The 21,679-nt window shown below is 45.1% G+C and carries 25 protein-coding genes and 1 riboswitch; of the genes, 2 read left to right on the forward strand and 23 right to left on the reverse strand.

The annotated features are described in order from the left end of the window. Positions 1 to 6: 6 nt before the first annotated feature. The 4 genes from CDO84_RS15725 to CDO84_RS15740 form a co-directional block, all read right to left on the reverse strand. Entirely contained in the window at positions 7 to 1,275 is a 1,269-nt protein-coding gene (locus CDO84_RS15725) for an ABC transporter substrate-binding protein (RefSeq protein ID WP_040081898.1), read from the reverse strand. An 80-nt stretch (positions 1,276 to 1,355) separates the two neighbouring features. After that, positions 1,356 to 2,342, reverse strand: coding sequence for a fructosamine deglycase FrlB (gene frlB / locus CDO84_RS15730; RefSeq protein WP_040081897.1), 987 nt, complete (start codon positions 2,340 to 2,342; stop codon positions 1,356 to 1,358). Positions 2,343 to 2,548: 206 nt separating this feature from the next. Next, positions 2,549 to 2,923, reverse strand: a complete 375-nt coding sequence (locus tag CDO84_RS15735) for a nucleotide excision repair endonuclease (RefSeq protein WP_040081896.1) — start codon at positions 2,921 to 2,923, stop codon at positions 2,549 to 2,551. Positions 2,924 to 3,025: 102 nt separating this feature from the next. Beyond that, positions 3,026 to 4,144: an NAD(P)/FAD-dependent oxidoreductase gene (locus tag CDO84_RS15740; RefSeq protein WP_040081895.1), complete on the reverse strand. Its 1,119-nt coding sequence runs from the start codon at positions 4,142 to 4,144 to the stop codon at positions 3,026 to 3,028. Between the two features lie 158 nt (positions 4,145 to 4,302). Between CDO84_RS15740 and sspG the strand changes: the two genes are divergently transcribed. Both sspG and CDO84_RS15750 read left to right on the forward strand, forming a co-directional pair. Next, positions 4,303 to 4,449, forward strand: a complete 147-nt coding sequence (sspG, locus tag CDO84_RS15745; RefSeq protein ID WP_040081894.1) for an acid-soluble spore protein SspG — start codon at positions 4,303 to 4,305, stop codon at positions 4,447 to 4,449. After that, a complete protein-coding gene (locus CDO84_RS15750; protein ID WP_014665301.1) occupies positions 4,449 to 4,724 on the forward strand; it encodes a hypothetical protein in 276 nt (91 codons plus the stop codon). Before sspG ends, CDO84_RS15750 begins: the two co-directional genes overlap by 1 nt. Positions 4,725 to 4,813: 89 nt before the next feature. Here the strand turns inward: CDO84_RS15750 and sufB are convergent, their stop codons facing one another. From sufB to CDO84_RS15850, 19 genes are all read right to left on the reverse strand, one after another. Then, positions 4,814 to 6,211, reverse strand: coding sequence for a Fe-S cluster assembly protein SufB (sufB, locus tag CDO84_RS15755; RefSeq protein WP_003240854.1), 1,398 nt, complete (start codon positions 6,209 to 6,211; stop codon positions 4,814 to 4,816). 20 nt (positions 6,212 to 6,231) lie between these two features. Then, positions 6,232 to 6,675: a Fe-S cluster assembly sulfur transfer protein SufU gene (sufU, locus tag CDO84_RS15760; protein WP_003222809.1), complete on the reverse strand. Its 444-nt coding sequence runs from the start codon at positions 6,673 to 6,675 to the stop codon at positions 6,232 to 6,234. Beyond that, positions 6,665 to 7,885, reverse strand: a complete 1,221-nt coding sequence (gene sufS / locus CDO84_RS15765; protein WP_040081893.1) for a cysteine desulfurase SufS — start codon at positions 7,883 to 7,885, stop codon at positions 6,665 to 6,667. The genes sufU and sufS overlap by 11 nt, the downstream gene beginning before the upstream one ends. Continuing rightward, entirely contained in the window at positions 7,885 to 9,198 is a 1,314-nt protein-coding gene (gene sufD / locus CDO84_RS15770; protein WP_014665303.1) for a Fe-S cluster assembly protein SufD, read from the reverse strand. Before sufD ends, sufS begins: the two co-directional genes overlap by 1 nt. 17 nt (positions 9,199 to 9,215) lie before the next feature. Further along, entirely contained in the window at positions 9,216 to 10,001 is a 786-nt protein-coding gene (gene sufC, locus CDO84_RS15775) for a Fe-S cluster assembly ATPase SufC (RefSeq protein ID WP_003327022.1), read from the reverse strand. 192 nt (positions 10,002 to 10,193) lie between these two features. After that, the gene (locus tag CDO84_RS15785; protein ID WP_014665305.1) at positions 10,194 to 10,331 is read right to left on the reverse strand and encodes a YuzK family famiily protein; all 138 of its coding nucleotides are present in this window, start codon (positions 10,329 to 10,331) and stop codon (positions 10,194 to 10,196) included. A 193-nt stretch (positions 10,332 to 10,524) separates the two neighbouring features. Beyond that, positions 10,525 to 10,902 carry a carboxymuconolactone decarboxylase family protein gene (locus tag CDO84_RS15790; RefSeq protein ID WP_014477920.1) on the reverse strand — a complete coding sequence of 126 codons (378 nt, stop codon included), beginning with the start codon at positions 10,900 to 10,902 and terminating at the stop codon, positions 10,525 to 10,527. 83 nt (positions 10,903 to 10,985) lie between these two features. Beyond that, a complete protein-coding gene (gene metQ / locus CDO84_RS15795; RefSeq protein WP_040081892.1) occupies positions 10,986 to 11,810 on the reverse strand; it encodes a methionine ABC transporter substrate-binding lipoprotein MetQ in 825 nt (274 codons plus the stop codon). A 13-nt stretch (positions 11,811 to 11,823) separates the two neighbouring features. Then, positions 11,824 to 12,492: a methionine ABC transporter permease MetP gene (metP, locus tag CDO84_RS15800; RefSeq protein WP_003228593.1), complete on the reverse strand. Its 669-nt coding sequence runs from the start codon at positions 12,490 to 12,492 to the stop codon at positions 11,824 to 11,826. Further along, entirely contained in the window at positions 12,485 to 13,510 is a 1,026-nt protein-coding gene (gene metN, locus CDO84_RS15805) for a methionine ABC transporter ATP-binding protein MetN (RefSeq protein ID WP_003242531.1), read from the reverse strand. Before metN ends, metP begins: the two co-directional genes overlap by 8 nt. A gap of 105 nt (positions 13,511 to 13,615) precedes the next feature. Continuing rightward, positions 13,616 to 13,722: riboswitch (SAM riboswitch) on the reverse strand. 114 nt (positions 13,723 to 13,836) lie between these two features. Continuing rightward, positions 13,837 to 14,181, reverse strand: a complete 345-nt coding sequence (locus tag CDO84_RS15810; protein WP_014665309.1) for an SCP2 sterol-binding domain-containing protein — start codon at positions 14,179 to 14,181, stop codon at positions 13,837 to 13,839. Between the two features lie 106 nt (positions 14,182 to 14,287). Beyond that, positions 14,288 to 14,608, reverse strand: a complete 321-nt coding sequence (locus CDO84_RS15815) for a thioredoxin family protein (RefSeq protein ID WP_040081889.1) — start codon at positions 14,606 to 14,608, stop codon at positions 14,288 to 14,290. Position 14,609: 1 nt separating this feature from the next. Then, positions 14,610 to 14,972 (reverse strand): toprim domain-containing protein, encoded by a 363-nt coding sequence (locus tag CDO84_RS15820; RefSeq protein ID WP_040081887.1) that lies wholly within the window; start codon positions 14,970 to 14,972, stop codon positions 14,610 to 14,612. A gap of 72 nt (positions 14,973 to 15,044) precedes the next feature. After that, positions 15,045 to 15,281, reverse strand: coding sequence for a YusG family protein (locus tag CDO84_RS15825; protein WP_003228581.1), 237 nt, complete (start codon positions 15,279 to 15,281; stop codon positions 15,045 to 15,047). Between the two features lie 55 nt (positions 15,282 to 15,336). Beyond that, entirely contained in the window at positions 15,337 to 15,720 is a 384-nt protein-coding gene (gcvH, locus tag CDO84_RS15830) for a glycine cleavage system protein GcvH (RefSeq protein WP_014665312.1), read from the reverse strand. A 66-nt stretch (positions 15,721 to 15,786) separates the two neighbouring features. Next, positions 15,787 to 16,143 (reverse strand): arsenate reductase family protein, encoded by a 357-nt coding sequence (locus CDO84_RS15835; RefSeq protein WP_003222779.1) that lies wholly within the window; start codon positions 16,141 to 16,143, stop codon positions 15,787 to 15,789. 110 nt (positions 16,144 to 16,253) lie between these two features. Continuing rightward, positions 16,254 to 18,038, reverse strand: a complete 1,785-nt coding sequence (gene fadE / locus CDO84_RS15840; protein WP_040081886.1) for an acyl-CoA dehydrogenase FadE — start codon at positions 18,036 to 18,038, stop codon at positions 16,254 to 16,256. A 14-nt stretch (positions 18,039 to 18,052) separates the two neighbouring features. Continuing rightward, entirely contained in the window at positions 18,053 to 19,228 is a 1,176-nt protein-coding gene (locus CDO84_RS15845; RefSeq protein ID WP_040081885.1) for an acetyl-CoA C-acetyltransferase, read from the reverse strand. A 10-nt stretch (positions 19,229 to 19,238) separates the two neighbouring features. Beyond that, the gene (locus CDO84_RS15850) at positions 19,239 to 21,608 is read right to left on the reverse strand and encodes a 3-hydroxyacyl-CoA dehydrogenase/enoyl-CoA hydratase family protein (protein ID WP_040082514.1); all 2,370 of its coding nucleotides are present in this window, start codon (positions 21,606 to 21,608) and stop codon (positions 19,239 to 19,241) included. Positions 21,609 to 21,679 lie beyond the last annotated feature (71 nt).

Raw genomic sequence — 21,679 nt, forward strand, 5'->3', positions numbered from 1 at the left:
TTTGATTTATTCAGCTGACGCCCTCGCCTGCTTTGCTGCTTTTTGAACGGCTTTCATCACCTGCTGCGGTGTCATGTCGCCGCCAAGCATCTGCTGGACGCTCGTTAGGTACGCATCTGCGACTTCAACATCGACATCCATATCAAACCATGGCACCATTGATTTGGCATCAACAATATGCTGAACGGCTTCACGCTGAATGGCTGTTGCATTTTCTTCAGTAGCCGTACCTTGCACCGCACTGTATTTTCCAACATCTTTCACGAGCTTTTCGCCCATTTTTTTCGACGTCAGGAACTGCAAAAACTCCATCGCTTCCTTCGGATGTTTTGTTCTTGAGGAAATCATGAATCCTTCCGGTGCTCCCGTTAATGCTTCTGAAGATCCTTTTTGCCCGCTGATTTCAGGAAATGGGAACATCCCGAGGTTAACCGGTTCAACCAGCTTGATTTCCGCTGTTTCCGCATATATCATCGCCGACTTTCCGCTCTTAAATTGCTGTCTCACATATTCATGGTCGACGGAGTTTACATGTTTATTAAAGTAAGGTGTCAGCTCTTGAAGCTTTTCAAGGGCTTTTACGTAGCCTTCATCAGTAAATTCACCCGTTTTGGCGTTATAGTCCTTTTCCCGTGTTTTTTCATCGACCATCCGCTGATTAAGCGTGCCGATATAGTGCGAGATTGTCCAAGTCGCCTTTGTTCCGAAGCTGATCGGTGTGTAGCCATGCTCTTTCAGCTTTTTTGACACCTTGATTAATTCATCCCACGTCTTCGGGGGATCAAGTTTCAGCTTTTGGAAAATGTCTTTATTATAGAAGAATGATTTAGCGTCCATTTGCCACGGCACGCCATATTGCTTGTTTTCATAAGTAAATGGTGTAATTTGCGATTGAACGAGCTGTGATGACCAATCGGTGTCATTTTTGTAGTAGGACGAGAGATCAAGTGCTTTATTGCCTCTGATAAATTTAAAAGCAAACTCATCGCTCCAAGAGAAGTAAATGTCAGGAGGGCTGGTGGTTCCCAGCATGACCTTAATTTTATCTTTATAGGAGTCATTTAAAACGGCTTCAATTTGAATATCGATATCTGGGTGTTCTTTTTCAAATTCCTTCACAACTTCTTCAAAATAACTTTTTTCCGGCTCCTTCGGCCATCTGTGGAAAAATTTCAATGTCACCTTTCCGTCCGCTGAACTGCTTTGGCTCGAACAGCCTGCAATGGTGAACATACTGACAGCTGCAATGATCAAGAACAACAACATTTTCTTCAAAGGGTTGGCCTCCTCTGGACATTAGACTATAATGTTATATAACATTATAGTCTAATGCATAATGGTTCCTCATTTTCAGATCAATACTCAACTTTCCACATGTATCTTCTATGAGATAAAGGATGATTTCTCGCCTCTGCCAGCTCGTCTGCATAGCTTCTCAGCACACGGTTGAGAACGAGCGGAGCAAGGTAGCCTTTAACTGAATCGTCAATTGCAGTGAAGTCGTAAGATGCAGCATCAAGCACAGTGAGCTTTTTGCCATACTTTTTCGAGAAGGTAAGCGCCCGCTCTTCAAGAGGCCTTGTTTCATCTAAACCGAGCAGGATGATAAACGGCACGGATTCATCAATAATTTCAAACGGTCCGTGAAAATATTCTCCGGCATGGATGGCGTGGGAATGAATCCATTGCATTTCCATGAGAATGCAGATGCTGTAGGAGTAAGCGACACCGTAGTTTGCACCGCTTGCCATTGTATAAATAATGCTTTCTTTTTCATGAGCTTTTGCAAACTGCTTTGCGTTGTCAGCTTCCTGATTAAGGGCTTCTTCATACACAGCCTGTAATTGGTCTAAGCCTTCAATTGCCTGTTGAAATTTCGTATTGTTTTCTAAAACTTGCAGGGTTCCGAAAACGATTTGATACAGAACGCCATAGTTCGTATTGATCGCAAGCGCCTCATCACCCCAATCGTACTGGGCAACATATTGCGCTTCCTGCGCTAAAGGAGACTCCGGCTTATACGTCATCGCAATCGTAAGTGCGCCTTTGCCTCTCGCAAACGCAGCAGCTTTGACTGTTTCCGGGGTATTTCCCGAATGCGAGCACAAAATAACAAGAGACTTTTCGCCAAGCTGAACAGGGTTGCGCTGAATAAATTCATTAGAACTGTAAAGGTCGGAGTTGATTGATTTTGACTCTCTGTCAAACACATATTTACTCGGGTACATAATGGCCGAAGATCCTCCGCATGCGACAAAGAATACATGGTCAATGGTTTTCCCTTTCAAATCCTGCAAGAAAGCTTGAACCTCACGATTTACTTTTGCTGTGGCCTGACTCAAATCCTTCACTCCCCATTTTTATTATATAACGTTATATAACATTATATATTGTTATATTAAAGTCCACAGCCAGGATTGTCAATGTTATTTTCTGAAATTTCTCAATAATTGTAGACTAGACCTATAAGTGAAAAAATGCCCAAAATGAAAAGCCAGAACTTCATTTAAGCTCTGGCTTCGCTGTTCAATCCGCAGACTGACGTCTCTTATTTAAAAAATGCCTTGTCCACATTGTACTTCGATTGCTGTGTATTGATGATATAGGTTTCGTAAATGTCTCTTTCCATTGGATCATCGACTACACATACTTCAATTTTATATACTTCGTCTCTGTGATGTTTGATCGGTGAGACATTGTCTTCAAAATGCTTCTTAATTCTCTGTCTTAACTTTCTGGCTTTACCGACAAACAGCAGCTCGTCATGAATGTTATAAAACATAAAGATGCCGCCTTTATCCCGTGGGATCTGGTGAAAGTCGATGAAGCCGTATATCGCCTTTATTTTCGGCTCGTTATCATTAGCTGACTGCTGTCGTTCAGTGATGGTGACATTCGGTGCGGGGATATCAATTTTTATCAAAATCAGTTCACGTCCTCTTTTTCATTAAAGATAAATGCTAACACATACAGAAAAGAAAAGCCAGAACAGCTTTATACTATTTGTTTGTCATGCTCTTACTTATTATGCAAGTGCTCCGGCTGGATCATAAGGGCTAAGGTCTAATTCTGTCTGCTTTCCGAGAACTAGCTTTGCGAGCTCTGCACCCAAGAACGGCCCCATCGTCAGGCCAGAAGCACCCAAACCGTTAGCAGCGTACAGGCCTTGAACATTCGGCACAGCCCCTATGACCGGCAGAAATCCCGGTGTAAACGGCCTGAAGCCCACTCTTGTTTCAATGGCAGCGGCATCAGCAAGGCCCGGTGCAACGCCTAACGCTTTGCTCAATACTTCGTGCTGGCCTCCGGCTGTCACACGCAGATCATCAAGACCGGCATCGTTTTCGTGTGTGGCGCCGGCTACAATTCTGCCGTTATCAAACGAAAGAATGTACTGATCACTCGGCGGCATCACAACCGGCCAGAATCCTGTATCTGCATCTGTCATTTCAAAATGCATAATCTGCGCTTTCTGAAAAGACACTTGAAAATGAATGCCAAGAGGCTTCATGATTTCATTGGCCCATGCCCCCGCCGCCACAATCACCGCGTCTGCCGCAAACTGCTTTGTATCTGTTCGCACGCCGGTGACTGTTCCGTTTTCAAAAAGCAGGGATGCATTTCCTTTGATGATCTCTGCGCCGCGTTTCTCCGCAGCGCTTAAAAGCGACCGGCACAGCGCTCTTCCATTCACGCGGGCGGCCCCGCTGATATGAACCGATTCATAGCCATCAGCCAAAATCGGAAACAGCTTTTTCGTCTCGCTCGCGGACAAGCGGGTAATCTCACCGATCTCTGGCGCATCCTCCCGCCTCTTATACGCCCGCTCCTCCATCTTATCGAGCTTCGCCGGATCAGTATGAATGCTGATCGCACCGACACGCTTGTATCCCGTATCTGTTTCTCCGTCCTCTTCCAATTGATGGATTAAATCCGTATAGTACCGCGCTCCTCCCTTTGCAAGCTGATACCAATCCTGATTACGGCGCTGTGAGAGCCAAGGACAGACGATCCCGGCCGCCGCATCAGTCGCTTGTCCCGGCTCTTTCCGGTCAATGACAGTAACACGAGCGCCTGATTTTGCGAGATGATAAGCCGTCGACGCGCCCAGAATCCCTGCGCCGACAATGATGTACGATTTCATATGCAAACACCTTTTCTATTATAATGTCTATTCATTTTACCAAATCAAATGCTTTCCTTCGACCTTTTGCCCTAATGTGGAAAAACCGCGAAGTTCGTCCAATCTCTTTACTCTCCTATCGAATATTCTGTCACTATCAATAGAGAAAGGATGATACCATGAGCGAAAATCGTCATGAAAATGAGGAAAACAGACGCGATGCGGCAGTCGCAAAAGTCCAAAACAGCGGTAATGCAAAAGTCGTGGTCAGCGTGAACACAGACCAGGATCAGGCACAGGCTCAGACACAAGACGGAGAAGACTAATGAACGAAAATATCATTCCTATCAACAGACATGCACAAGAGATACCCACTACTGAATCTGCTATCAAAAACAGCGGCAACTCAGAGGTCCATATCGACATTCACATTGATACAATGCCAATTGCTTTTGCTATATTATGCTCCGCATTAGCCGCAAAGCAGATGACAAAAGAGGAATTCGATATGGCTTATACTCAATTGCGAGAGATGAACAGAGAAAATAACAGCAGATCATCTGTAAAACAAATTATCAACCAGGAAATAGAAGAGGAGTAAAGAACCGCGGGTCCTGCGGCCAGCGGTTTTTCTTCTTCATACAAAAAGGACGCGACTGAAAACCAGTCACGTCCTTTTTTGTGAAACAATTAACCGATTGACCCTTCCATTTCGAACTTAATCAAACGGTTCATTTCTACTGCGTATTCCATTGGAAGCTCTTTTGTGAATGGCTCGATGAAGCCCATTACGATCATTTCTGTCGCTTCTTCTTCAGAAATACCGCGGCTCATCAAGTAGAAGAGCTGCTCTTCAGATACTTTAGACACTTTCGCTTCGTGCTCCAATGAAATGTTATCATTTAAGATTTCATTGTAAGGAATTGTGTCTGACGTTGATTTGTTATCCATAATAAGCGTATCGCACTCGATGTTAGAGCGGGCGCCTTCCGCTTTGCGTCCGAAGTGGACGATTCCGCGGTATGTTACTTTTCCGCCCTGTTTTGAAATCGATTTTGATACGATTGTGGATGATGTGTTTGGCGCAAGGTGAATCATTTTCGCACCTGCATCCTGATGCTGGCCTTTACCTGCAAGAGCGATAGAAAGCGTCATACCGCGCGCGCCTTCGCCTTTTAGGATACAAGCCGGATATTTCATTGTCAGCTTAGAACCGATGTTGCCGTCGATCCATTCCATTGTTGCGTTTTCTTCACAGATCGTACGCTTCGTTACAAGGTTGTAAACGTTGTTTGCCCAGTTTTGGATCGTTGTATAACGGCAGTAGCCGCCTTTTTTCACGATGATCTCAACAACCGCACTGTGAAGTGAGTTTGTTGTGTAAACAGGCGCAGTACAGCCTTCAACATAATGAACGCTTGCTTCTTCGTCAACAATAATCAGTGTACGTTCGAACTGGCCCATGTTTTCAGAGTTGATACGGAAGTAAGCTTGAAGCGGCGTTTCCACCTTCACGCCTTTAGGCACGTAGATGAAAGATCCGCCGGACCAAACAGCTGAGTTAAGCGCCGCAAACTTGTTATCAGTCGGCGGGATTACTTTTGCCCAGTGCTCACGGAAAATATCTTCATTCTCTTTCAGCGCACTGTCAGTGTCTTTAAAGACGATGCCTTGCGCTTCAAGATCTTCTTTCATGTTGTGGTATACAACCTCAGATTCGTACTGAGCAGAAACACCCGCAAGGTATTTTTGTTCAGCTTCAGGAATACCGAGCTTGTCGAATGTTTGCTTAATTTCGTCAGGAACTTCATCCCAAGAACGCTCTGAACGCTCAGACGGTTTTACGTAGTACGTAATTTCGTCAAAGTTCAGTGAGTTTAAATCTCCGCCCCATTGAGGCATCGGCATGTTGTAGAAATGCTCAAGTGATTTCAAGCGGAAATCAAGCATCCATTGAGGCTCTTCTTTCATGCGAGAAATTTCTTCTACGATTTCTTTTGTCAATCCGCGCTCTGAACGGAAAATGGAAACGTCCTTGTCGTGAAAACCATACTTGTATTCACCAATATCAGGCATTTTTTTAGCCATCCATTTTCACTCCAATCCTTTTAATTGCCGCCTTCTTCTTTTGCGACTCCTTTTTCAAGTGCTTTCCATGACAGGGTTGCACATTTGATACGGGCAGGGAATTTTGAAACGCCTTGAAGGGCTTCAATATCCCCGAGATCTATAGAATCATCATACTCTTTCCCTTGCATCATATCCGAGAAAATCTTAGACATGGAAAGGGCAGTTTCAATATCTTTCCCTTTAATCGCTTGAGTCATCATCGAAGCGGATGCCATTGAAATGGAACAGCCTTCCCCTTCAAATTTCGCATCTTCCACGATGTCTCCGTCAAGCTTCATTGTCAGCCTGATTCGGTCGCCGCATGTCGGGTTGTTCATATCCACGACGATGCTGTCATTTAAAACCCCTTTATTGCGCGGGTTTTTGTAATGATCCATAATCACCTGTCTGTACAATGTATCTAAGTTTGCATTAAAAGACATTTGTAAAATACTCCTTTGTCTTTTGAAGAGCTTCCACAAGCTTATCAATCTCTTCCTCTGTATTATACAGATAAAAGCTTGCTCTTGCAGTAGCAGTTACATCCAGCCATTTCATCAGCGGCTGCGCGCAATGGTGGCCGGCTCTGACTGCGATTCCCTCCGCATCAAGCACAGTCGCCACATCGTGCGGATGAACATCATCAAGGTTAAATGTAACAAGCCCGGCACGCTCTTTTGGCCCGTAAACCGTTACGCCGTCAAGCTGGCGGAAGCGTTCAAGCGCATAAGCTGCAAGCTTGTGCTCATGGCGGGAAATCTCATCAAGACCGATTTCTTCGAGAAAATCAATGGCGGCACCGAGACCGATTGCTCCTGCAATAATCGGTGTGCCCGCTTCGAATTTCCACGGAAGCTCTTTCCAAGTTGATTCATAAAGCCCGACAAAGTCGATCATTTCACCGCCGAATTCGGCAGGCTCCATGTTTTCCAGCAGGGCTTTCTTTCCGTACAGCACACCAATACCGGTGGGTCCGCACATTTTGTGGGAAGAAAGCGCAAAGAAGTCGCAATCGAGATCCTGCACGTCAATTTTCATGTGAGGCGAGCTTTGTGCACCGTCCACCACAATGACAGCCCCGTTGTCATGAGCGATTTTCGCCATGTCTTTAATCGGGTTGACCGTGCCGAGGACATTAGATACATGAGACACTGCAACAATTTTTGTGTTGCTTGTGACCGTTTCTCTGACGTCTTCTAAAGAAATCGTTCCGTCTTCCTGCAGCGGAATATATTTTAATGTGGCGCCAGTCGCTTTGACAGCCTGCTGCCACGGAATGATATTCGCATGATGCTCCATGTAGGTGATGACCACTTCATCACCAGGTTTCAGGTTGGCGCGCGCATAGCTTAACGCCACCATATTCAGTGATGTGGTCGTGCCTTTTGTGAAAATAATCTCAGCCATTGACTTCGCGTTAATAAACTTGCGGACTTTTTCACGCGCTCCTTCATAACCGTCTGTCGCTCTGGTTCCAAGTGTATGGACGCCCCGGTGAACATTGGAATTGTATTGGTTATAATACTTATCCAGTGTTTCAATGACAGCACGCGGCTTCTGGGAAGTCGCCGCGCTGTCGAGATAAACGAGATCATGTCCGTTCACTTGCTGATGAAGGATCGGGAACTGTTCACGAATATCTGTGATATTCATTACTTCACTTTCCTTTCGATAACAGAAACCAATTGTTTCTTAACGCCTTCAATCGGAAGTTCATTTACTACCGGTGCAAGGAATCCGTAAATGACTAAGCGTTCTGCTTCTTCTTTCGGAATACCGCGGCTCATCAGGTAGTAAAGCTGAATAGGGTCCACACGGCCGACAGATGCCGCATGTCCTGCAGTTACATCGTCTTCGTCAATTAAAAGAATAGGGTTGGCGTCTCCACGTGCTTTTTCGCTGAGCATCAGCACACGTGATTCCTGCTCCGCATTCGCTTTAGAAGCACCATGTTCGATTTTGCCGATTCCGTTAAAGATAGAAGAAGCAGAATCCTTCATTACACCGTGCTTCAAGATATAGCCTTCAGAAGCTTTACCGAAATGGATGATTTGTGTTGTAAAGTTTTCTGTTTGCTCTCCTCTTCCGACAACAACCGTTTTCGTATCGCCGTATGTGCCGTCACCGTAAAGGTTTGTTGTGTTTTCGGAAATCGTGTCGCCGTCGTTCATCAGGCCGAGAGCCCATTCGATTTTGCTGTCGCGTCCGCGAGCAGCGCCGCGGCGGTTCACATAAGTTGTCACACCGCTTGACAGATTATCCACCGCACCGTATGTCACGCTGGCATTATCACCTGTGATGACCTCACTGATAATATTGAAGACAGCGTCTTTCGGGTTTACAGTGCTGATGTAGTTTTCTACATATGTGACAGAGCTGTGGTCTTCAGCCACAATCAGCACGTGGTTGAATAGAGCTGTATCATTGCTTTCGTGGACATAAACAGCCTGAACCGGCGTCTCCACCTCAACATTTTTCGGAACATAAAGGAATGCTCCTCCGTTAACAAGAGCCGCGTGAAGTGCAGTTAACTTATGCTCATCAACCTTCACGCCGTCCTTCATAAAGTATTTCTCCACCAAGTCGCTGTGCTCGCGAGCAGCAGTCAGAATATCAGTGAAGATAACGCCTTTGTCTTTCAATTCTTGAGAAAGTGAAAGGTATGCCGGCGTCTGGTCACGCTGTACGTATAATGTTTTATCTTCGTTTTCAACGTCGATCAGCGCTTTTGCTTCATCAGTCAAATCTTCTAATGAAGAAAGCGGTTCGTTATCAACTGTATGCTTCGCGAAATTCGTGAAGTTCCAATTTGTGATTTTAGTTTTGTCAGGCTTCGGCATCGGCAGATCCTCAGCTTGTTCAAGAGCCTGTAAGCGCAGGTTTTTCAGCCAGGCAGGTTCTTGATGCTTTTCGGAAAAGCTTTTGAGATACTCCTGATCTACGGATAGTTTTGTATCTAGTGTCATATTAATCCCCCTAACGCTTACGCTTCTTGGCCAACAGTTTCGTCTTCAATGCCAAGTTCTTGTTTGATCCAGTCATAACCTTCTGCTTCAAGACGCTGTGCAAGCTCTGCACCGCCGGATTTAACAACGCGGCCTTGCATCATAACGTGAACAACATCCGGAGTGATGTAGTTTAACAGGCGCTGATAGTGAGTGATCATCAGGCAGCCGAAGTTTTCGCTGCGCATTCTGTTGATCCCTTTAGATACAACTTTCAAAGCGTCAATATCAAGACCTGAGTCGATTTCATCAAGGATGGCGATTTTCGGTTCAATCATCATTAATTGAAGAATTTCGTTGCGTTTTTTCTCCCCGCCTGAGAAGCCTTCGTTAAGATAGCGCTGAGCCATTTCAGGGTCCATTTCAAGGAACTCCATGTTTTCGTCCATTTTGCGGATGAATTTCATAAGAGAAATTTCATCGCCTTCTTCTCTGCGCGCGTTGATTGCTGAGCGAAGGAAGTCGGCATTTGTCACACCGCTGATTTCACTTGGGTACTGCATCGCAAGGAATAAGCCTGCCTGCGCACGCTCGTCCACTTCCATCTCCAGTACATCTTTGCCGTCAAGCGTGATGCTGCCTTTTGTTACTTCATATTTAGGATGCCCCATAATAGCAGCTGATAAAGTGGATTTACCAGTTCCGTTCGGGCCCATTACTGCGTGGAATTCTCCACCTTTTATTTCAAGGTTTACACCCTTTAAGATCTCTTTCCCTTCGATTTCAACGTGAAGATCTTTGATCGTTAATGTTGAAGCAGCCATATCTATACCTCCAAAATATATAATCATTATTCTCATTTTATTCTCATTCTAATTTTATAACAAATGAAAAGTAAATACAACTTTTTATCGTGCCTCGCACATTCCTCAAGTTTAACAAAGATCAGCACTTTATTAAAGCGATTGAAAAAGAAAAAGAGTGGATTCCCACCCTTTTTTAAAAGATTGATTTTCTCAATAAGCTCCTGCAGAAATCCGCTTGCTTTTTTGATAATCAAGCTCTCTCTGCCGCTCTACTTTCATTCTTGTTTCCAGCCGGCGTCCGTATTCCTCGTATCCAATTCCGTGTGACAGCTGCATCGCTTTTTCCATTTCTGACGTATAATCGAGGTTCAGTCTGTCCTGGCTGCTGCAAATAATGAATCAATCCCTTCATATATTTGCTATCTATTGTATCAGTGCTGCGTTTGATGCCGCAAAAAGGATATGGCTTGAAATAGCGGCAGATGAGACGAAAGCATCCATTCAGAACAAATGAGAATGGTTTTTCGAAATATTCCTTCTCTTAATGCGTGGTGTTTCCGAATTCCTCAATGCACTGCTGGACAACTGTCACGCCTTGACTGAAGGCCGCGCCGCCTCCAAATGCCGCTGCCACACTGACGGCTTCGAGAATGTTTTCTTCTGTCGCTCCCTGATCAAGACAGCCTTTTGTATGATAGATCATGCAATATTCGTCCTGAGCATTGATGGCGATTCCAAGGGCGATCAGCTGTTTTTCTCTTTCAGTCAGAGAATTCCCGGCAAAGCACTGTTCAGTAAACTCGTTAAATTTCCTTCCCATCAGCGGCATCTTTTGTTCAAATGTGCCTAAACCATGTTTATATTGTTTTAGCGCGTCCTGCATGCTTCCTCTGTCTTGATTCAAAGAAAATCCCTCCATCTGTTTAACATTCCTTTTTATTATGAGCAGCTTTTAGGAAAATACGCGAAAAAACCCCGGATTTCTCATCCGGGGTTTCAGACTTATTCAGATACAGGAAGCACAGCTCCGTCGTATTTTTTCTCGATGAAGTCTTTGATCTTTTTAGAGTGAAGAACTTCCATCAGCGCTTTGATTTTTGCAGAATCTTCTTCGCCTTTTCTCACTGCGACGATGTTAGCATATGGGTTGTTTTTCGTTGATTCTACTTCAATTGCATCTTTTTTAGGATTTAATTTATTTTGGATCGCATAGTTTACATTGATGAAGGCCGCGTCTCCTTCTTTGTTTTCATATGCTTTTGCCGTTAATTCAGGCGCTACTTTTTTGAATTCAAGGTTTTTCGGGTTTTTCTTAATGTCTTTCAATGTTGCGTCAACGGTTTCCACTTTAGAATCAAGAGTGATTAATCCAGCGTTTTCAAGCATTGCAAGCATACGGCCTTGTTCAGCAACGTTGTTTGTCAGGATGATTGTCGCACCGTCTGGAAGGTCTTTCAGTGATTTGTATGTTTTAGAGTAAATACCAAATGGCTCTAAGTGAACAGCGCCGGCATTCACAAGTTTGTAATCTGTGTTTTCTTTCATTTCTTGCTCAAGGTAAGGAATGTGCTGGAAGTAGTTCGCGTCCACTTCTTTATCAGCTAAAGCTTTATTGTACATTTTGTAATCACTAAGCACTTTCACTTTCAGCGTATAGCCTTTTTCTTTCAGCAATGGTTCAGCTTCTTTTAAAATTTCCGCATGCGGTGTTTTCGTTGCCGCAACGACAATTTCTTTCTTGCCGGATTCAGCGCCGTTATTCGAACCGCAGGCAGCCATAACTCCTGCAAATACAAGCAGTAATGCACCTAAAAATAGCTTTTTCAATGTAAATCCTCCCTTATCGTTTGTCTATAATATTTGTTATTAAATCACCGATGATTTGAATAATAAATACGATGATTAAAATAAACACAGTCGCAACGAAGGTAACATCAGCGTTATTAGACTGATATCCTTCTACGTACGCAAGGTTTCCAAGGCCTCCTGAACCAATGGCTCCGGCAATTGCCGTTGAGCCGATCAAAGCGATGGCTGTAACCGTAATGCCAGAAATAAGAGCCGGCATTGATTCCGGAATCAGCACTTTGAAAATGATCGTAGACGTTTTCGCGCCCATTGATTTAGCGGCTTCAATCACACCTTTATCCACCTCACGCAGCGCGATTTCAACAAGACGTGCGTAAAATGGTGCCGAGCCGATGACCAGCGCCGGCAATGCGGCGTTTGGCCCTAAGATCGTGCCGACTAAAAACTTCGTAAACCCTAATAGTAAAATAATTAAAATAAGGAACGGAATCGATCTGAATATGTTAACAACGGCAGCAATCACAGAGTTGACCGCTTTATTCTGCCAGAGGCTTCCTTTGCTCGTCAGAAAGAGCAGCAAGCCGAGGATGACCCCGATGACAAAAGCAAACAGTAAAGAAATCAGCGTCATATAAAGTGTTTCATAGGTCGCGTTCCATAATTCAGTTAAATCAACGTTCGGGAAGTATTTTTCAAACATTCGTGATCACCTCTGCTTTCACCTGTTTGTCATTAATGAACCGGATCACGTTTTGCACTTCTTCCTCGTCTCCGTCAATGTGGATGAACAGTGAACCGTAAGCTCCATCCTTCGTCTGCGAAATTTTCCCTTGCAGAATATTGACGCTGACATTGAAGTTTCTGATCATCTCTGTAATCAGAGGCTGTTCAGCTGACTCACCGACAAATGTGAGCTGAACCATTTTTCCTGATGCTGTATCATCAAGAAGGTGCTGAAGCGTTTCTTTCGTTTCTTCCGGCTCTGTCACCTGTTGAACAAATCGTTTTGTCATTTGTTCCTTTGGATTTTTGAAGACGTCGAGAACCTCGCCTTCTTCGACCACCTTACCGTTTTCCATGACGGCGACTCTGTTGCAGATTTTGCGGATGACATGCATTTCGTGCGTAATCAGCACAATCGTCAAACCGAGTCTTTCATTAATATCGGACAATAGATCCAGAATTGAATCTGTCGTTTGCGGATCTAATGCTGATGTCGCTTCGTCACAAAGGAGAACCTTCGGATTGTTTGCAAGCGCTCTGGCAATTCCGACACGCTGCTTCTGACCGCCGCTCAGCTGGGACGGATATGATTTTTCTTTTCCTTCTAAACCTACCAGTTTAATCAGTTCATTGGCGCGCTTGATCCGCTCGCTCTTTTTCACCCCGGCAATTTCTAAAGGAAACATGATATTATCTCTGACAGTCCGCGACCAAAGCAAATTGAAATGCTGGAAAATCATACTGATCTCATGGCGTGCTTTTCTTAAACCGCGTCCATTTACTTCATTAATCTTTGTTCCCGCCACTTCCACGGTTCCTGAGGTTGGTTTCTCAAGGCCGTTCAGCAGACGGATTAAGGAACTCTTACCAGCTCCGCTATATCCTATAATTCCAAAAATCTCACCTTTTTTAATGGAAAGCGAGACATTTTGGACAGCATTGACATCTCCATGTTTCGACTTGTAAACTTTTGAAACATCCTGAAGATTGATCAAAGCAATCACCTGCCTTAACACTATTCTAAGAAATCTTCCGGTTTTTTCTGCAAAAGAAAAGCCTTTCTGCACACTTGAGCAGAAAGGCTTATATAAAATGCCTTTCTCTCATCTTTCAAAGCTGAACGCTTCGTGTGAATTGGCACCATTTCAACAGCGTTGATGGTTGCCGGGCTTCATAGGGCACTTCCCTCCACCTCTCTTGATAAGAGAAATATATAGTCTTTTTCGTCCGGAAATTCTTAATGTAGAATAGCACGGCGAATGATTAAATGTCAATAAAATAAATGATGACAACTTTTACTATTATAATAATTTATTATTTTTCAATTCTTTGAAATCCTCTGAAAAAATCCATTTGTCAGCCAGAGAATGGCTTCTAGCTTTAACAGGGCCCTGAATGACCCCTTTACTTTGAGGCTTCCGCTCTGAATCAGGTGCTGAAGAGAAATGTCTCCGTGCAATAAATCAATAATTTCCGTTTGGTTTCCGTAAAAGGTCAGGTTGGACGTTTGGGGCGGAGAAACTTTTTTCATTTCTCCCTGTTCGTTTATTGAGACGGTTAAGGCTTCTGCTTCTCCTTGAAAGGTAATGAGCAATGTTGAGGCATTCAAAAGGGGTTTTAAAAACAGATGCTGATACTCATCTTCTAAAACTTCCGCTTTCTCCATATGTACAACCTCCTATTTGTTGGTCATACATACACATTTCTCTCTCTGTCGCAAGAACCCCTTTATAAAACGAACGACAATTTCGTTGGATATGCTGAGAAATATGTCATAATTGGGATGCGGAAGATGATTTTTGTTTGATCAGCTCATATAAATAAGAAACGGAATGAAACGCATATCCTCTTTCGACCACCTTTCCGCCTTTAAACAGCAGAAAACAAGGGACACTTTCAATTTGATATGCTTTTGCAAATGTCGGAGAGTAATTGACATTGTTTTGATAGAAGGCGACATCAGGCAGCATTTCTTTCACCACTGTCAGCATTTTGCTTGCAAGCTGGCAGGTGCCGCAAAACGGAGTATATAAATATAGAAGGTACACATCATCTTCAATGTGATCAAGTTCGTGTTCTTGGAGTTCTTTCATGCTATACACCTCGGGACTTTCTTTCAAGAAAAATAGTTTGGACATTCAGATTCGCACGCAGCAAGACAGAGGCGACATGGTGCCTGGGCGCAGCCGCTACTTCCTTATAGGTTCTGTCGATATGGAGATGGCAGGCTTCATTAAATTCACGCTTCAGCTGTTTTCTCAATTTCTCGCCTGATTCATCAGCATCAACTAATATATAGACGTCTTTATCATAAAGCTCGTCAGCCAATTCCTCAAGCTTCAGCTGGCTGATTGTTCCGTTTGTGCAGATAATGCGCACCGGTTCATTCAGGACGCTTTCGATTTTCTCTTTATCTGATTTCCCCTCGACAATCATAACCTTTTCCAGCTCATCCATCTTCTTCACCTGCCGCGTCAAATTTGAAACGTTCAGATTGTAAAAGAAGGCAGTGAAATTCACCGCCAACATTTAACACCAGCCGTTTTCGTAGTCACAATCTACATATTTTGCGTCGTCACCAGAGACCACATCGGCTGTCTTATAAAACTTCTCATTTTCAAAGGAATAACCGGACTTAAGCTCATATTCATTCATGCTTGTCATTTGGCCGATCATCTCATTATCATGATATAACGAGAGCCGGCCATTTTGAAAGCGGCCTGTCACGTCGTTGGTGACATCGAGCTTTTGTTTGTCGAAAGCCATATTGGACACCTCCCATAACGTTAGCGTGTCCAATTGCTTTTACGGCTATCCTGTTTTAGTCTTCTTGTGTCATCTCTTCGTATTGCTCTGCTGTCATCAGTTTTTCAATTTCAGAAGCGTCAGTCGGCTCAACGACGATCATCCATGCTTTTTCGTACGGAGATTCGTTGACGAATTCCGGACTGTCATCAAGATCTTCGTTTACTTCCACAACAGTTCCGTTAATCGGCGCATAAAGCTCAGATACCGTTTTAACGGATTCAACACTGCCGAATGGCTCGTCCGCTTTGATTTCAGCGCCCACTTCAGGAAGTTCGACAAACACGATGTCGCCTAGCTCGGACTGGGCAAAATGCGTAATTCCGATTCTGGCTTTTTCTCCTTCAACTTTTACCCATTCGTGTTCTCCTGAGTAACGCAAATCTTTTGGTATGCTCAATTGAATCCCTCCATTTTTTACAGCACTACAATAAGAAGATACCACACTTTTCAAAAAAAATTTACATTAAGCCCAGTTTTCTTCAAATTGGTCTTCTTTAAATCCGACAGTCACTTTTTCGCCGTCTGTTGTAAGCGGGCGTTTGATCAGCATTCCGTCTGAAGCCAGCAGTTCGAGCTGTTCGTCCTCTGACATGTGATACAGCTTTTCCTTGAGATTGAGCTCGCGGTATTTCATGCCGCTCGTGTTGAAAAATTTCTTGAGATCCAGCCCGCTTTTTTCATAAAGCGCTTTTAATTCTTCTTTGCTTGGCGGCTGCTCTGCAATATGTATTTCGTTTATTTCTTTCCCATGCTCTTCAAGCCACTTCTTTGCTTTGCGGCACGTTCCGCATTTAGGGTACCAGTAAAAAGTTAACGACATCTTCTTCCCCCTCAATAAAATAATCGAGGTTATTTTAACACAGTTTGTTTTAAAAACCTAAAACAGTGCTTCTTAAAAAAGAGCTCCGCGCATGCGGAGCTCATGGCCAATCAGACAATATATTTCTTAGCCTCAAAAATGCCTGCCGCCGCCTCGCGTTTTTTCTGAATCACGTTTTTAGGCGTTACGCGTGTCAGCTTTCGCAGAGCGGAAAGCATCATGCGGAGGGAGTCTCCTTCTTCCATGGCGATAAGGGATTCCTTCGCATGCGCTTCAATTTCGTTAAAGGCTTCTTGAACGAAAATTTCTGTGTACAGCACCTTTTGCGCAGCTTTTTCAGCGCCTTGTGCTGCAATGGCCTTTTCCGTTCTGAGCACGGCCGATTCCATTGCGTATACATTGCTGACGATATCCGCGACGTTCACGAGAATTTCTTGCTCATGATCGATGGCTTTTCCGTATTTTTGCGCGGCTAGGCCGGCAGCAAACAACGCAATTTTTTTCGCTTGCTTGACAATATATTTCTCCTGCTCTAAGACGCCGCTTCCAGGCTCTTCAGGCATAAGCATCATGAGTTCTTCCTGCAGCGATTGCGCTTTTTCAAATAGAGGCAGCTCGCCTTTTAGCGCTTTTTTCAGGAAAGTGCTTGGCACGATTAATCGATTGATTTCGTTTGTGCCTTCAAAAATTCGATTGATCCTTGAATCCCTATAGGCTCTTTCTACTTCGTACTCCTGCATAAAGCCGTAGCCTCCATGAATCTGAACGCCTTCATCAACAATATAATCAAGCGTTTCAGAGCCAAACACCTTATTCAGAGAGCATTCGATGGCGTATTCCGCAATTGACTTGGCGATTTGCCGGCCGTCCTTGAGATCTTCGGCCGTGAACTGGCTCATATTGTCTTCAAACAGCCCGACGGTTCTGTATACAGAGCTTTCCATCGCATACAGCCTTGAGGCCATTGTCCCGATTTTTTCCTGTGTCAATGAAAAACCTGCAATCGGGGTTTTAAATTGGCGGCGCTGATTTGCGTATGCCGCAGACAGCTCGATGACCCGTTTAGATGCGCCAATTGTGCCAACCGCCAGTTTGTAGCGGCCAATGTTTAAAATATTAAAGGCGATGACATGCCCTTTGCCGATTTCTCCGAGCAGGTTTTCCTTCGGCACTTCAGCTTGATCCAAAATGAGGGTCCTCGTCGATGATCCTTTGATTCCCATTTTCTTTTCTTCCGGTCCCGTGGAGACACCCGGGAACTCTTTTTCTACAATAAAGGCTGAAAACTTGTCGCCATCCACTTTAGCGTAAACCACAAAAACATCGGCAAAAGCAGAGTTGGTAATCCACTGTTTTTCCCCAGTTAATACATAATGCGTTCCTGCTTCGTTCAGCACGGCTGTTGTTTTTGCTCCAAGTGCATCAGACCCAGAGCCAGGCTCAGTCAGAGCATAAGCCGCGATCTTTTCGCCTGAAGCGAGGCCAGGCAAATATTTTTTCTTTTGTTCTTCTGATCCGAAAAAGACGATCGGCAAGGAACCGATGCCGACATGCGCGCCATAGGAAAGAGAAAAGCTTCCCGCACGAGAAAATTTCTCAGTGATGAGCGCCGAGCTGATCTTATCTAGGCCGAGCCCGCCGTATTCTTCCGGCACATCGGCGCCAAGCAGCCCTAGTTCGCCCGCTTTCTTCAACAGTCTGACAGAATGCTCAAATTGATGGTTTTCAATGTCATCTATATGAGGGAGAACATCTTGCTCGATATAATCCTCTGTTGTTTTCGCAATCATTTTATGCTCGTCAGTGAAATCCTCCGGTGTATACATTTGATCGTATGTGACATCCTCGATTAAGAATCCGCCGCCTTTTAGTACGTCAGCCGTTTTTTTTGCCATTTGTTTTTCCCCCTTTAGCATAATTCAAATACACCGGCCGCTCCCATCCCGCCGCCGATACACATGGTCACGACTCCAAATTGCTCGTTTCTCCGTTTCATTTCATGGATGAGTGAGAGTGTAAGCTTTGTGCCCGTACAGCCAAGCGGGTGCCCAAGCGCGATTGCGCCCCCGTTGACATTCACTTTTTCTTCATCAATTCCCAATTCTCTGATCACTTGAATGGCCTGTGAGGCAAAAGCTTCGTTCAATTCAAACAAGCCGATGTCCTGCAGCTGAAGGCCGGCAAGCTTCAAAGCGCGCGGAATTGCTTCAACCGGCCCGATTCCCATGACTTCCGGCGGCACGCCGCCTACTGCAAAGGAGCGGAATTTCACAAGCGGGGCCAGGCCAAGAGCATCGGCTTTTTCCCGATCCATCAGCATGACAGCCGCCGCTCCGTCACTCGTCTGCGAGGAGTTGCCCGCGGTCACCGTTCCGTCAACGGAAAAGGCCGGGCGCAATGTCGCTAAGATGTCTGCAGTCGTTTGCGGGCGAACGCCTTCATCCTGAGAAAACACGAATTGTTTTTCCTGCGGCTTATGGTTTTCTCCGATTTGTGTCACCGTCACTTCGACAGGTACAATCTCATCTTTAAATTTCCCTTCTGCAAGGGCTTTAGCGGCGTTTTGATGGCTGCGAACGGCAAACGCATCTTGATCCTCACGGGAGACGCCGTATTCTCTCGCAACCTGCTCAGCTGTATGTCCCATGCTCATATAATATTCCGGTGCCTGTTCTGCCAAAGCAAGGTTCGGCCGGGTGACATGCCCCATCATCGGCACCTGTGACATGGATTCTGCTCCGCCAGCAATCGCTGTATCATAGGCGCCGAGCATAATTTTTTCTGCCGCATATGCAATAGACTGAAGGCCGGATGAGCAATACCGGTTGACTGTAATCGCCGGAACCGTGTATGGCAATCCCGCGAGCGCCCCGATATTTCTCGCCATATTAAGCCCCTGTTCCGCTTCAGGTGTTGCACAGCCGATAATCAAGTCATCAATATTGCCTTCGTAGCCGCCTGCCCGTTTCAGCGTTTCTTTTACGCAAATCGCTCCCAAATCATCCGGGCGAACGGTGGCCAACGATCCTTTTTTTGCTTTCCCAACCGGTGTTCTTGCACCTGATACAATGACTGCCTCTTTCATAAGCTCCCTCCTAATTCCGTAAAGGTTTACCTTTCACAAGCATATGCTGCATTCTCGCTTGAGATTTTGCCTCTCCCGCTAAACTCAAAAACGCTTCTCTTTCGATCTCCAATAAATACTCTTCATCAACCTCTGTACCGAACGGCACTTTTCCGCCCGCAATGACATAAGCGAGTTTTTTCGCAATCTTGAAATCATGCTCAGATATATAGCCGGACAGTTTCATCTGCTCAGCGCCAAGCAAGAGTGCTGCATAACCAGTTTCTCCCGGCACCTTGACCTTTTCTTTTACAGGCGGCCGCCAGCCGGTATCGTATAAGGATGCGGCCAGCTGCTTCGCATCGTACAGCAGGTGGTCTTGATTCACGCTAATGTGATCGGTTTCTTTTAAAATGTTCATCTCACGAGCCTCTTGGGCGGAAGCGGACACTTTCGCCATCGCAATTGTTTCAAATGTTTTCATTGCCGCATTCATCGGATCATGGCCGCGGCGAAGATGATTGATGTACAGCTCTTTGTTTCCCCCTCCGCCAGGGATGAGGCCGACACCGGATTCTACAAGTCCCATATAGGCTTCGCTTGCTGCTTGAGTGCGAGCCGCAGGCAGGCATACTTCCGTTCCTCCGCCGAGCGTCATGCCAAATGGCGCGGCGACGACCGGTTTCGCACTGTATTTGATCTTCATCATCGTCTCCTGAAAACGCCGTATCACAAAATCAACTTCCAAAAAGTTGTCATCTTGGACTTCCATTAAGATCATGGCGAGATTTGCGCCGACGCAGAAATTTTTTCCTTGGTTGCCGATGACAAGGCCCTTGTAATTCCGTTCTGTTTCCTCTAATCCTTTGTGGATCATTTGAATGATATCGAGGCCGATCGCATTGCTTTTCGAATGAAATTCAAGAAGGGCCACATCATCTCCAAGGTCAATTAAGCTTGCTCCGCTGTTTTTCGCAATCACGCCTTTTGTTTCTTTAAGTGCTTGTAAATGAATTCGTTTTTTGTTTTCTTTCACGGCTCTGTATTCGCCGCGGTCATAATAAAATACCGTTCCGTTCTCTTTGATGTAGAAGGTTTCATTTCCTTTGTCCAGCATCTCTTTTATCCAGCCAGGCATATCTGCTCCAAGCTGCTCAAGCTTTTCCGCTGACTGCCTGAGGCCGATGGCGTCCCACATTTCAAAAGGCCCCAGCTCCCAGCCGAATCCCCACTTCATGGCTTGGTCAATCGCATGAATATCATCGGCAATCTCACCGAGCAGCTCGGCTGAGTAAAGCAGGGTTTGAGAAGTGATATTCCACAGCAATCGGCCGGCCCTGTCATCCGAATAAATAAGCGCTTTCATTTTGGCCTTTGTCCCTTTTGCCTGTTTTGCCGCTTCAAGTGCCGGTGTTTTCATTTTTGTCCGCTCGCCATAAGTAAGCGTCACTGGGTCAAGCTCATAAATAATTTTTCCTTCTTTTTTATAAAAGCCTTGGCCGGCCTTACTTCCGATCCACCCTTTTTCCAGCATATCGTTCATGAAGCTTGGAAGGCGAAACACTTCTTTCTCATCGCCATCGGCTTTGTCATACACATTTCGGGCAACGTGGGCGAATGTATCGAGGCCGACAACATCAAGCGTTCTGAAGGTGGCGCTTTTTGGCCTGCCGATCAGCGGACCTGTGATCGAATCAACCTCTCCAACCTGATAGCCGCCTTTCAGCATTTCTTGGACTGTCACAAGAAGCCCGAATGTTCCGATGCGGTTTGCGATAAAGTTCGGTGTGTCCTTTGCTGTAACAACGCCTTTACCGAGGACATTTTCTCCGAAAGCTGTCATAAACTTTAAAACATCTGGATCCGTTTCCTTAATCGGAATGATCTCCAGCAGCTTTAAATAGCGTGCGGGATTAAAAAAATGCGTTCCAAGAAAATGGGCTTTAAAATCATCCGACCGGCCTTCAGCCATTTCCTGCACTGATATGCCGGATGTGTTGCTTGAGACGATGCTTCCAGTCTTTCGATGTTCATCCACAAGAGCGAAAATTTTCTTTTTGACTTCAAGGTTTTCGACAACGACCTCAATAATCCAATCTGCTTCTTTCAGTTTTTCTGCATCATCCTCCAGATTGCCCGGTGTAATATAGGAGGTGTTTTTCGCTGATGTGAGGGGAGCGGGCTTTTGTTTCAGCAGTTTTTTCACCGCCTGCCGGCTAAGCCTGCTGCGCACCTCCGGACTGTCCTTCGTCAGCCCCTTTTTTTCCTCTTCCTTTGTCAAATCGTTCGGCACAATATCTAGCAGCAGGACAGGAATTCCAATGTTAGCCAAATGCGCCGCAATCCCGGAACCCATTACCCCCGATCCTAAAACGGCTGCCTTCCGAATGTGTTTGTGCATGAGATATCCCCCTTGAACATTGAATGAATAGTCATTCATTTTTTGACTAAAAAAAATGAAACCCGTTTCTT

This window comes from Bacillus sp. MD-5 (assembly GCF_002201875.1).
In the GTDB taxonomy this organism is placed as follows: Bacteria; Bacillota; Bacilli; order Bacillales; family Bacillaceae; genus Bacillus; species Bacillus stercoris.